This is a genomic window from Ruthenibacterium sp., from assembly GCF_017421385.1.
GTDB classification, from domain to species: domain Bacteria; phylum Bacillota; class Clostridia; order Oscillospirales; family Ruminococcaceae; genus Ruthenibacterium; species Ruthenibacterium lactatiformans.
In genome coordinates this window covers 1-11,363 of sequence record NZ_JAFOIN010000057.1, presented here as the reverse complement: position 1 = coordinate 11,363, position 11,363 = coordinate 1, and the positions used below count along the sequence as shown (strand labels likewise).

The window sequence follows — 11,363 nt, the reverse complement described above, 5'->3', positions numbered from 1 at the left end:
GGATATGCGGGCCAACAAGGAACGGTGGGGCCGGATGGACGGCGTACAGGGCTATCATCTGGTGCAGAGCTTTGCCGAGGGGGAACTGACGCCGGAGCTGGCGCACAGGATCGGGCTGGAGCTGGCGGAAAGGCTTCTGCATGGCCGATATCCGGCCGTCGTTGCGACGCATCTCAATACACACTGCCTGCACAACCATATCGTATGGGATTCGGTGGCGATGGACACAGGCCGGAAATACCGCAGCAGCGCCAGAACCTACTATACTGAGGTGCGCGCTGAATCGGACCGGCTGTGCCGGCAACATGGGCTGTCGGTGATCGAAAGCCCGGAGTCGGAGCGTGGGAAAAAGCAGTACGGAAAATGGCTGGCGGAGCAAAATGGAAAGCCGACGTGGCGCACAGCCATCCGGCAGGATGTGGACAGCGCCATCGCGGCCTCTTTGACGTGGCGGCAATTTGTGAAGGCACTGGAGGGACAGGGCTATGAACTTCGGATGCAGCGCAAGTATCCGACCTTGAGACCACCGGGCAAGGAACGATGCGTGCGCTTTAAGACCCTGGGAAAGCAGTACACGCCCGAAGCCATCCGGATGCGCATATTGTACCCGCGCCGCAGGGTATCGGCTGAGGGAAAGAGACAGGCCGGACCGCGGGTGCAGTATGCCCGGCTGCGCACCCACGGCAGGCCTGTGCGCGGGCTCACCGGCCTGCGGGCGTTGTATTACCGCTACCTGTATGAGCTGGGCGCGCTGCCCAAAAAGCCGGTATATCCCGGCTATGCGGTGCGGCAGGATATCCGGAAGCTGGATCAGTATGTGGAACAGATGCGGTTCCTCTCGCGGCACGGGATCGACAGCCGGGAACAGCTGGCGGAATACCGTAAGCCGTTGCTCGACGAGATCGCGGCGCTGACAAAAGAGCGGCGCGGACTGTACCGCAGCGCCCCGGATTCGCCGCGTATCGGACAGATCACGGCCCGGCTGAAAGTGCTGCGGAAGGAAATCCGGATGTGCGGCAGGATCGAAAAGCATTCTGTGGAGATCGGGCAGCGGCTGGCGGAGGCGCGTGCGGAACAGAAAAAATATGTGGAAAAGGAAAAACAGAAAGGTGTTGATAAAGCTGAGAAAAGACGGGACGCCCTGCAGAGAGAGGGTCGATTTCATTAAAAAACAGTATCCGGCCGGAAGCCGCATCAAACTGCACAGGATGGAAGACCCCTGGTCTCCCGTCCCGGCAGGGACGAAGGGGACGGTGGTATGCGTGGATGACGCGGGCCAGCTGCAGATGCAGTGGGACAACGGCCGCACGCTGGCGCTGGTTCCGGGTGTGGACGCTTTCTCACGCATCGATGCTCCGGCGAAAAAACGGGAAAGGGCAGGTGACGCGCGATGAACTATGGGGGAGACGCGGCGGACCAGATCGTCCGATATTCCCTTGAGGGGACGGAGGTCGCCCTTAAACTGACGGGCGAGGCGGCGAAAAACTTTGCGGTGTTCGCGGCGGCTGTTTTAAAAGACCAGCGGAAGATACGCGGCAAAACAAACCTGACACGGCTGCTGCGGGAAAACAAGCCGCTGCGGTTTTTTGAAGTGCCCGAAAGCCGGATGAAGGAATTTGCGCGGGAAGCCAATGTGCGCGGCCTGCTGTATGTGCCGGTCCGGGACAGATCGAAGGCGGCGGGAAAGATCGAGTTTGCAGTATGGGCGGAGGACGCGGCCAAGGTCGACCGCGTGCTGGAAAAAATGGGCGTGGACTATCTGCAGGCGGATACGGGTGCAAAAGCAGAGGTCGGCCCAATGCCTGCGGCGGAGCAGCAGGCTGCGGTACAGACGGAGGCCGTGGAAATGCCGGAAGGCAGGATCGCCTTTGAAGTCACAGAGCTGGACGAAGCATTCAACGTGGGCGGAAATTTTACGCAGCGGACGGGTGCAGAAAAGAGTCCGTCCGCACCTTCCTCGCCACAGCAAAGCTCTACTCCGCCACCGCCCGAAAAGAGCGCCGAAAGGATCCGGGCTGAGGGCGGCAGGCCCAGCGTAAAGCAGGAGCTGGGCGAGCTGAAGCGGGAGCAGGCGCAGAAAAAAGCGGCGGAACGCAGACCGCCGCAGCGCCGGCGTCCACCGAAAAACAGGAAAAAACAGAAGGGGAGATGACGCAGAGTGGATCTGACAAAACTGATGAAAGGCCCGGCTGAGGCAGAGCCGGTACAGGAGCAGCCGAAGCTGTCGAAAGAAGAATACGCAGCGCAGAAAAAAGCAGAGCGCGAGGAATTGTGGACGCGGATCGACGCCCTGACGGCGGATGCGTTCAAAGACGGCAGCTCGCTGCGGGGATTTTTGGATTTCACTGCGCAGTGCAGCCCGGAGCGGATCGAGAACCTGCTGCTGTTCCACAGCGACGCGCCGGAGGCCACATGGCTGAAAACATTCGATGAGTGGAAAGAATCGGGGCGCAGCGTGCGCAGCGGAGAGGCCGGGTATACGGCGCTGATCGGGCAGGACTACACACGCGAGGACGGCACGGCGGCCAGCGGGTACTATGTGGGCAAAAAGTTTGATGTGAGCCAGACGCGCGGCCGGCAGCCGGACAGGGCTCCGGTCTATGCAGCGGACGAGCTGGTGACGGCGGTGTTCACGAACAGCCCGGTGCGGCTCGCTGTGAGCGAAGCGGTGCCGGAGGGGATACAGGCGCAGTATGTAACCCAAAACCGAACCATCTATGTGCGCAACAATATGGATGCGCAGACCACATTCCTTGCCATTGCGCGGGAACAGGCCGCGGCCAGCTGCGACGTCCATGACGGCCGTTTCAGCCGTGCGGCCTACAGTGCGCAGAGCTACTGTGCGGCGTATGTGGCCGCGAAGAAATACGGGCTGGACGTCCGTTCCTTTTCCTTTGACCGTGTGTGCCAAATGTGCTCCGGCCTGGAGGCGCAGGAGCAGAGGCGCTTTTTGAGTGATGTGAAGCAGGCGGCGTATGCAGTGGAGCGCACGGTGCGGCGCGGATTGAATGAAATGGAATTGTCCGCCGCGCCGGAGTCGGCCTATTCTGTGGAAGTACATGCGCCCGTTGAGAAAACTGAGAAGCCCGTCCGTACAAAAAAGGCGCCGCAGCCGCAGCGGGAATGAGCCGTTTGTTTTCAGAAAGTTTTCAGACAGGGAATGGCTTTTGCTATGGCGGTGTGGTAGTCTTGAGGTAATGAAACAGGAAACGGAGGCGGTCAAAATGGCACGGGAACGGCTGTACCGGATGACGGAGATCCAGAGGAATATGCTCGTTGTGGCCTTGATGGACGAGTACAGAAAGCAGAAAGCACAGGGCGTGCCGTATCCGCCCATCGGCCGGCTCGCCGTCCGGGCGGAAGATGCGCCGCGGCACAAAAACCGTTTGCCGTGGGACAGGGAAAGACTGTATGACCTTTACCTCAACGATGCGGAATGGCGCATGGCGCGGGATGCGCTCAACGCGCTGCGCAGCTGGCGGTTTTCGGTAGGAAAGGGCGACGGCGGCACGGACGATGCTTTGCTCAGGGTCATGTCTGCGAAGTACAAAAAGGCGCCGGAGAGATAGGGCCGACCGTCCCGTCCAACTTGACAATTTGAGGCGCTGAGGGTATACTGAATATAGAAAGGGCGCTGCCGGAAACGGTCAGCCCTTTAGAGTTCTAACGTGACCGCCGAACTTGTCAGGGTGCCGGCGGTCACTTCTTTTTTGCCTGTATGAACAGGCCGCAAATGCCGATGATTACAAGACAAAGTTGAAAAACTTCGGATGTACTCAATTGGGCAGCCCCCCTTTCGCGAGATTAGGGGGCAAGAAGATGCCCCCAGTAAATGAGGGCCGACCGCTACTTCCAGCAGCGCCAAGAAAAATATACCATAGTTCGACACAACGCGCAAGCTTGTATAGCGGAATACCATTATGGACCACCCCATGCAGCATCACAGAACGCTGCATGGGGATTTTTTATTGAAAGGATGATCTGCCGAACAGACAAAAAAGAAAAAACATGTTGTTTCGCTGTCGGGCGGGAAAGATTCGACGGCAATGACCTTACGCATGAAAAAAGAGGGGTGGCCGGTAGACGAGATATTGTTTGTGGACACAGGACTGGAGTTTCCGCAGATGTACGAACATCTCGACAAGCTGGAACGTTATCTGCAATTCCCGATCACGCGGCTGAAACCGCCGCATACCTTTGAGTACCTGTTCTATGAATACATGCCGCCGCGAAAAAATCCGGCGCTGGCGGGCTTGTCCGGTCTGAGTTGGTCGGGGCCGCAGTGCAGGTGGTGTACCGCACGGCTCAAGACGCGCGTCATCGACCGTCATCTGCGGGAACTGAAAAAAGAATTCGACATCGTTCAGTATATCGGCATAGCGGCAGACGAACAGGAGCGAGTTCGGGAATTCCGATATCCGCTGGTGGAGTGGGGTATGACGGAAGCCGGTTGCCTTGCGTACTGCAAGGAGAGGGGCTTTGATTGGGGCGGGCTGTATGACCTGTTCCGTCGTGTGTCCTGCTGGTGCTGCCCATTGCAGCCGCTTTCAGAGCTGCGCACGTTGCGGAAGAATTTCCCGGAGCTATGGGGAAAGCTGCAGTATATGGACGCGCATACATGGCGGCAGTTCCGCGCGGACTATTCTGTGGAACAGCTGGAGCAGCGGTTTACATTGGAAGAAGAACGCGTGGCACAGGGCCTGCCTCTCAAGGGGTGGGCCTTCTATACTGCCCTTAAAAACCGGCTGGAGACAAAGGCAGGGGAGAGGGAGGAAAGCTCATGAAACAACCGACGCCGTGGTGGGTATGGCTGATTCCGTTGCCTGTTGTCTGGTGGGCGGCGCTGCTTGTAGCCGGAGTCTGGCAGCCGGGGACGGATCTGCTGCAGCTGACGGCGCAGCTGGGCACGGTACTGCAAAGACCGTGGGATATTCGCTGGACGCAGTATTCCGGCAGATGTCTGCTGCTGCTTACACTCGTCTATGGCGTAGGTGCGGGCACGGCGGTTTCCGGTACGGCTGTCACACGCCGGGGCGAGGAACACGGTTCTGCACGTTGGGGAGATGTGTTCAGCATTGCACGGAAATACCGCGATAAAGGAGGCGGGAACCTTATACTCACGCAGCACTTTGCCATCGGCTGGGACGGATACAGGCACAAGCACAACACCAATGTGCTTGTGGTGGGCGGCTCGGGCGCGGGCAAGACACGGGGCTACTGTGTGCCGAACATACTGGAAGCAGCGGGCCGGGATGAGAATGCACCGCCCTGTTCCATTGTTTGTAGTGATCCCAAGGCGGAGATTTTGCGCAAAACGGGCGCACTGCTTATCGCACGGGGCTATGAGGTGCGGGTGCTGGACCTAACCAGCCCGGCCACTTCCTTTTGCTACAATCCTCTGCGGTACATCCAGAGCGATAAGGATGCGCTGCGCATGATCGACACGCTCATCCAGGCGACCACACCACCCGACAGCAAAAGCAGCGACCCGTTTTGGATCAAAAGTGAAACGGCTCTGCTGCAGGCTCTGGTGCTGTATCTTGTCCACGAAGCGCCCGAAGAAGAACAGAACCTGCCGATGGTGATGGAGATGCTGCAGGCAGCGGAAGTGCGGGAAGAGGATGAGGAATATGAGTCGCCTCTGGATATGCTGTTCAGCAGGTTGGAGATGCGCGACCCCGAGAGCGTCGCGCTCAAGCAATACCGGGTTTACAAAATGGCCGCGGGCAAAACAGCCAAAAGCATCCTCGTGAGTGTGGGCGTACGGCTGTCGGCCTTCCTGCTGCCGGAGGTCGCAAAAATGACCTGCACGGATGAACTCCATCTGGAGGAACTGGGGGAGAAAAAAGTGGCGCTGTTCTGCTGCATCCCCGACAGCGAGAAATCACTGAACTATCTTATCGGCCTCCTGTACGGCCAGCTCATCCAGACATTGTACTACGAAGCAGACCGCAAACACAAAGGACGGCTGCCGGTGCCTGTACACCTGCTGATCGATGAAGCGCCGAATATTTCGCTGCCCACGGACAGCTTTCTGGCTTCGCTGGCGACGATGCGCAGCCGCGGCGTCTTCACGTCCTACATCTGCCAGAACATGGCGCAGATCAAGGCGCTGTTCAACAAGCAGTGGGAATCTCTTGTGGGCCTGTGCGATTCATTCCTCTATTTGGGCGGCAGTGAAAAAGAAACGCACAAATATGTCTCGGAACTGATCGGCAAGCAGACAATTTCTTCGGACATTACAAACCGCAGCCGAGGCCGCAACGGCAGCTACAGCACCAGCACGCAGCTCTCGGGCCGGGAGCTGCTCATGCCGGACGAGGTCCGACTGCTGGGCAATGAAAAGGCGATCCTGTTCGTGCGCGGAGAGAGGCCGATACTGGACGGCAAGTACGATTTGAAGCGCCACCCAAACGTGCAGTACACCGAGGACGGAGGCGCACCGCCCTATGATTACACAGCTGCACACTTGGCTGAAAATGATATTTCCGGCAGCCCGGAAAATTATGAACTGCTGGATATGCGCGACTTTTTATCATGAGCAACATACAAAGAAGCATCAAATCCATCCGGGGCAGTACATCACTGCCCCGGATGACAAAGTAAAACAGGGAGGTATATCGGATTGAACATTTTGAATATTTTGAAACCTGCTCACAAAGAGGTGAAAAGCTGTCCGGCAAAACTTGGCCGGGCAGGACGAAGCGTTTTTGTTCTGTATGCGGCGCTGGCACTGTGTATGTTGTGTTTTGCGGCTCCGGCATTTGCTGCGGATGACCCGCTGGCCATCGTCAACAACCTTTCGAATTTTGTGTTTTCTCTCATCCGCGCGGTTGGCGTCATCCTGCTGGGCTGGGGCGTTGTGCAGGTGGGGCTATCGTTCCAGAGCCATGACCCCAGCCAGCGCAGCCAGGGCTTTCTGACGCTGGCCGGCGGGCTTGTGATCACTTTTGCACGGGAGATCCTCGCGCTGATCGGTGTATCGTGAATGGGAAAAGAAATGTTCGCCGCAGAGGGAGGTGAGGCCGGATGGGAGAAAATTCGTGGATCATAGACAATCTGAACGCCGCGCTCAATACATGGAACGAAAAGTTGGCTGAGATATGGCAGCTTCTCACGCAAGGGCTTGCAGATTTCAAGGGCGGGGGCGTTTGGACTGTCATTCTGAACGTGCACAGCGCGATGACAGCCATCGGTCTGGGCCTGCTGGTGCTGTTCTTTGCCGTGGGTGTAGTAAAGACCTGCGGCAGCTTCGCGGAAGCCCGAAGGCCGGAGCACGCGCTGAAGCTGTTTATCCGATTTGTGCTGGCGAAGGCCGTTGTGCAGTATGGTCTGGAACTCATGCTGGCTGTTTTTGATATCGTGCAGGGCATTGTATCACGCGCCATGAGTGCTGCGGGTACAGGAGGATTGGCGCCGACTACATTGCCGCAGGAGATCGTGGACAAGATCAACGCAGTAGGGTTCTGGAGCAGCATCCCGCTGTGGGCGGTAACGCTGCTGGGCGGGCTGTTCATCACGGTGCTGTCCTTTGTGATGATCATGACAGTGTACGGGCGTGTGTTCCGTTTGTATTTCTATGCCGCGCTGGCGCCCATCCCTCTGGCCGCATTTGCGGGAGAACCAACAAGCAATGTGGGCCGCAGCTTTGTGAAAAGTTATGCGGGCGTATGCTTGGAGGGGGCGGTGATCGCGCTGGCGTGCATCATCTTTTCCGCAATGGCTTCCGCACCGCCTGCCGTGGACAACAGTGTTTCCGCGGTTACGGCGGTTTGGAGCTATGTGGCGGAATTGCTCTTTAACCTCCTCATACTGGTGGGCGCGGTCAAGGCAAGCGACCGTGTTGTCCGGGAGATGATGGGATTGTAGGAACTGTGTACATCCACATCCTGAATTAAAAAGTGTAACAAGGAGGGAAATCTATCGAGATTAAAATTCCAAAAGAGATCCGCGAGTACCAGGAGTCCATCTTTTTCGGGCTCAACACGCGGCAGTTTGTATGTTCACTTCTGGCCCTCGGCGCTGCCGTGGGCCTGTATTTTTTGCTGCGGGATACGGCGGGTACGGAAATGGCCGGCTGGGCCTGTATGCTGGGCGCGGCCCCGTTCGCGGCCTGCGGCTTTGTGCGCTACCATGGCATGACGGCGGAGCAGCTGCTGTGGGCCGTGATCAAATCGGAGCTGCTCACCCCGCACAGGCTGGTGTTCCGGGCGGAGAATCTCTACTATACGGTGATGCACGCCAAGATCGACACAGGAGTACGCAGACCGGAACGGGAAGTGGAGGTGAACCGTTGATCAAGACCCTTACACGAAGCATCCGGCTGGAAAAAGAAAAATTCCGTATTCCCCATTCTGTGCAGGACGCCATCCCCATCAGGCGTATCTGGCCGGACGGCGTCTTCCAGACAGGCAATGCCTACAGCCGTTCTTACCGCCTCACGGATATCAATTACGCCATCGCCGGCAAAGCCGATAAGACGGCGATGCTGCTGGACTATTCAGAGCTGCTCAATGCGCTGGATTCCGGGGCAAGTGCAAAGATCACCATCAACAACCGCCGCGTGGACCGCAGGCAGTTTGAGCAGGAATTGCTGATCCGGCCGCAGGCAGATACGCTGAACGAATACCGGCAGGAGTACAATGATATGCTGCGTTCCCACGCGGCCAGCAACAACAGTGTGGTACAGGAGAGGTATCTCACCCTCAGCGTCCACAAACGCGGCGTCGATGAGGCCCGGGCGTACTTCCAGCGCATGGGCGGCGAAGTCACAGCACGTCTCGGGCAGTTATCCTCGCAGGCTGAGGAACTGGACGCCTCCGCCCGCTTGCAGATTCTGCGCGATTTTTTCAAGGCAGGCCAGCCCGCTGTTGTGCCGTTCAACATGGAGCAGCGGGCAAAGCGCGGCCATGACTTCAAGGACTGGTTCTGCCCGGACAGCCTGGAATTTTACGCCGACTTTTTCAAGTCGGACGTCCGATGGGGCCGGGTGCTGTATTTACAAGATTATTCCAGCTTTATCAAGGACGATTTTATCATGGAGCTGTGCGGGCTGGACCGCAGCATGATGGTGTCCATCGACATCCTGCCCGTGCCCACGGATGAAGCGGTGCGGGAATTGCAGAACAAACTGTTGGGTGTGGAAACGAATGTGGCCGGCTGGCAGCGGCGGCAGAACAACGCCAACAACTATACGGCGAATGTGCCCTACGATATGCAGCTTCAGCGCAAGGAAACAACGGAATTTCTGAACGACTTGACCGAGCGCGACCAGCGCATGATGTACGGCCTTGTGACGGTGGTGCATCTGGCGGAAAGCAAGGAGCAGCTGGACGCGGATACGGAAAGCCTGCTGTCGGTGGGCCGCAAGCATCTGTGCCAGCTTTCCACTTTGCGCTGGCAGCAGCGGGACGGCCTCGACACGGTACTGCCCTACGGTGTGCGGCGCATCCATGCCTTGCGCACGCTGACAACGGAAAGCGTCGCCGTGCTGATGCCGTTCAAGGCGCAGGAACTCAACCACACGAACGGCGTCTATTATGGGCAAAACGCGGTGTCGGGCAACATGATCCGCATCGACCGGGCGCAGCTGCTCAACGGCCACTCGTTCCGGTTGGGCGTTTCGGGCAGCGGCAAGAGCATGAGCGCGAAAGAGGAATTGGTAGAGATCGCCCTGCGTACAAAAGACGATATCCTTATCCTGGATCCGGAGAGTGAATTCGGCCGGCTGGTCAAGGCGCTGGGCGGCGAGGTGCTGCCCATTTCTCCGCACAGCAGCATTCACCTCAACGCACTGGATATGGACAGGGCATACGGGGAAGGAAAGAACCCGCTCATTGAAAAGGTGCAGCTGATTTTATCCATCTTTGAGCCGTTGACGGAAAATGGCCTTACAGCAAAGCAGCGGTCTATTCTGGACCGCTGCGCAAGGCTGGTGTACCGGGAATATATACACGGCGGGTATCGCGGCGTGCCGCCCACGCTGGTGGATCTGCGCCGGGTGCTGTTGGAACAGCCCGAGGCAGAAGCGCATGACCTCGCACTGGCGTCGGAACTGTACACCACCGGTAGCTTGAACATCTTTGCCCATCAGACCAATGTGGACACTGGTGCGCGTATTCTGTGCTATGACATCCGCGAGCTGGACGAGCAGCTGCGGCCTGTGGGCATGGTGGTGACGCTGGACGCGATTTTCAACCGCGTGATCCGCAACTGGCGGCAGGGAAAGCGCACATGGATACTGGCCGATGAGTTCTACATTTTGTTCCGCTACTCCTTCAGCGCAGAGTTTTTCTATCGCCTGTTCAAGCGGATGCGCAAATACAATGCGTTCATCACCGCGGTGAGTCAGAACGTGGACGAGATCCTGCGCTCAGACACCGCCCGCCTCATGCTGGCAAACAGCGAACTGCTGGTGATGCTCAACCAGGCGGCGACGGACCGGGAGGAGCTGGCAAAGCTGCTGAACATTTCAGAGAACCAGCTCTCGTACATCACCAACGTGCCCGCGGGCCACGGCCTCATCCGCTGCGGCGGGGCGATCATCCCGTTCGAAAACAGTTTTCCAAAAAATACGAAGCTGTACCGGCTGATGACGACGAAGCCTGATGAAAAGTTTTGAACAACGGAAAAGGTTGCGGCCGCAGAGTTTCAATTGTTTCTGGAAAAATTTTCTTTCCATAACAAGCCGATAACATGAAGGCTCCATCTTGATTTTTCGCCGGAATAGGGGTACGATATATAGCGGTCAGGAGGAAGATGGTATATGGAAAACAACAACATCGGCAATGCGGAGAGAGCGGGGAAGAATGTGAAGTTCGAGCGCATCCGGCGTATTACGGGGTATCTTGTGGGTACGGTGGACCGCTGGAACGATGCCAAAAAAGAGGAGCTTCATGACCGCGTGAAGCACGCGTAAATATATGGACCGCCCGTGGGGAGTAACTTCCCTGCGGGCGTTTTTTTGTTTGGGAGAGGTGCGGTTGAAAGACATTAAAGTGAAAGAAGAATGGGGAAAAGCAGAACGGCCGAAACTGGTCCGGCATGCGCCCAAAGAGTTTGTCCGGCACGGATTGGAGGTGGTAAAAGAAAAAGGCGTCGTGCAGCTGATGCAGGCGGCGCAGAACGGGACGGAAAATTCGGCTGACACGAGAGACGGGCTGCGTCCGGATGCACAAACAGTGGTGGATAGTGGTGTGGGACTGGTTGAAGATACAGTCGCGGGCGGCAAAGAACTGCTGCGCCATCTGCCGTCCCGGGAAAAATTCATCAAACGGGATGAACACAGAGAAGCCGTAAGGGCGCGGAATCCTTATGCAGAATATATGGAGAAACGCCCGCAGGCAGTGGAGCGGCCAAAGCGT

The 11,363-nt window shown here is 57.6% G+C and carries 12 protein-coding genes and 1 pseudogene; all 13 read left to right on the top strand.

The genetic code is table 11. From position 1 onward, the window contains the following. The coding region (locus IIY41_RS06095; RefSeq protein ID WP_287400142.1) for a relaxase/mobilization nuclease domain-containing protein at nt 1–1,168 on the top strand (1,168 nt) is incomplete at its 5' end. Further along, nucleotides 1,086–1,394 (top strand): DUF4314 domain-containing protein, encoded by a 309-nt coding sequence (locus IIY41_RS06090; protein ID WP_287400141.1) that lies wholly within the window; start codon nt 1,086–1,088, stop codon nt 1,392–1,394. The genes IIY41_RS06095 and IIY41_RS06090, both read left to right, overlap by 83 nt. Continuing rightward, complete coding sequence (locus IIY41_RS06085; protein WP_287400140.1) at nt 1,391–2,152, top strand: PcfB family protein; 762 nt, start codon at nt 1,391–1,393, stop codon at nt 2,150–2,152. The genes IIY41_RS06090 and IIY41_RS06085 overlap by 4 nt, the downstream gene beginning before the upstream one ends. 6 nt (nt 2,153–2,158) lie before the next feature. Then, complete coding sequence (locus IIY41_RS06080) at nt 2,159–3,127, top strand: ArdC-like ssDNA-binding domain-containing protein (protein WP_287400139.1); 969 nt, start codon at nt 2,159–2,161, stop codon at nt 3,125–3,127. A 97-nt stretch (nt 3,128–3,224) separates the two neighbouring features. Next, a complete protein-coding gene (locus IIY41_RS06075; protein ID WP_287400138.1) occupies nt 3,225–3,569 on the top strand; it encodes a hypothetical protein in 345 nt (114 codons plus the stop codon). Nucleotides 3,570–4,046: 477 nt separating this feature from the next. After that, the gene (locus IIY41_RS06070; protein WP_502709818.1) at nt 4,047–4,784 is read left to right on the top strand and encodes a phosphoadenosine phosphosulfate reductase domain-containing protein; all 738 of its coding nucleotides are present in this window, start codon (nt 4,047–4,049) and stop codon (nt 4,782–4,784) included. Beyond that, nucleotides 4,781–6,541 (top strand): VirD4-like conjugal transfer protein, CD1115 family, encoded by a 1,761-nt coding sequence (locus IIY41_RS06065; RefSeq protein ID WP_287400137.1) that lies wholly within the window; start codon nt 4,781–4,783, stop codon nt 6,539–6,541. Before IIY41_RS06070 ends, IIY41_RS06065 begins: the two co-directional genes overlap by 4 nt. A 198-nt stretch (nt 6,542–6,739) precedes the next feature. Further along, a complete protein-coding gene (locus IIY41_RS06060) occupies nt 6,740–6,988 on the top strand; it encodes a glutamyl-tRNA amidotransferase (RefSeq protein ID WP_484323403.1) in 249 nt (82 codons plus the stop codon). 41 nt (nt 6,989–7,029) lie between these two features. Continuing rightward, the gene (locus tag IIY41_RS06055; RefSeq protein ID WP_287400136.1) at nt 7,030–7,869 is read left to right on the top strand and encodes a VirB6/TrbL-like conjugal transfer protein, CD1112 family; all 840 of its coding nucleotides are present in this window, start codon (nt 7,030–7,032) and stop codon (nt 7,867–7,869) included. A 53-nt stretch (nt 7,870–7,922) separates the two neighbouring features. Beyond that, the gene (locus IIY41_RS06050; RefSeq protein WP_287400143.1) at nt 7,923–8,297 is read left to right on the top strand and encodes a PrgI family protein; all 375 of its coding nucleotides are present in this window, start codon (nt 7,923–7,925) and stop codon (nt 8,295–8,297) included. Continuing rightward, the gene (locus tag IIY41_RS06045) at nt 8,294–10,621 is read left to right on the top strand and encodes a VirB4-like conjugal transfer ATPase, CD1110 family (RefSeq protein ID WP_287400135.1); all 2,328 of its coding nucleotides are present in this window, start codon (nt 8,294–8,296) and stop codon (nt 10,619–10,621) included. Before IIY41_RS06050 ends, IIY41_RS06045 begins: the two co-directional genes overlap by 4 nt. Nucleotides 10,622–10,813: 192 nt before the next feature. After that, nucleotides 10,814–10,918, top strand: a pseudogene (gene nrdD / locus IIY41_RS06040) (anaerobic ribonucleoside-triphosphate reductase); the annotation flags it as partial. 64 nt (nt 10,919–10,982) lie between these two features. Next, a partial coding sequence (locus tag IIY41_RS06035; protein WP_287400133.1) for a hypothetical protein occupies nt 10,983–11,363 on the top strand: 381 nt, incomplete at its 3' end.

Bases quoted from the DNA above. Each gene is read 5' to 3' on its own strand.
- IIY41_RS06090 (WP_287400141.1), top strand. From the start codon at position 1,086: ATGTGGAAAAGGAAAAACAGAAAGGTGTTGATAAAGCTGAGAAAAGAC.
- IIY41_RS06085 (WP_287400140.1), top strand. From the start codon at position 1,391: ATGAACTATGGGGGAGACGCGGCGGACCAGATCGTCCGATATTCCCTT.
- IIY41_RS06075 (WP_287400138.1), top strand. From the start codon at position 3,225: ATGGCACGGGAACGGCTGTACCGGATGACGGAGATCCAGAGGAATATG.
- IIY41_RS06070 (WP_502709818.1), top strand. From the start codon at position 4,047: ATGACCTTACGCATGAAAAAAGAGGGGTGGCCGGTAGACGAGATATTG.
- IIY41_RS06065 (WP_287400137.1), top strand. From the start codon at position 4,781: ATGAAACAACCGACGCCGTGGTGGGTATGGCTGATTCCGTTGCCTGTT.
- IIY41_RS06060 (WP_484323403.1), top strand. From the start codon at position 6,740: ATGTTGTGTTTTGCGGCTCCGGCATTTGCTGCGGATGACCCGCTGGCC.
- IIY41_RS06055 (WP_287400136.1), top strand. From the start codon at position 7,030: ATGGGAGAAAATTCGTGGATCATAGACAATCTGAACGCCGCGCTCAAT.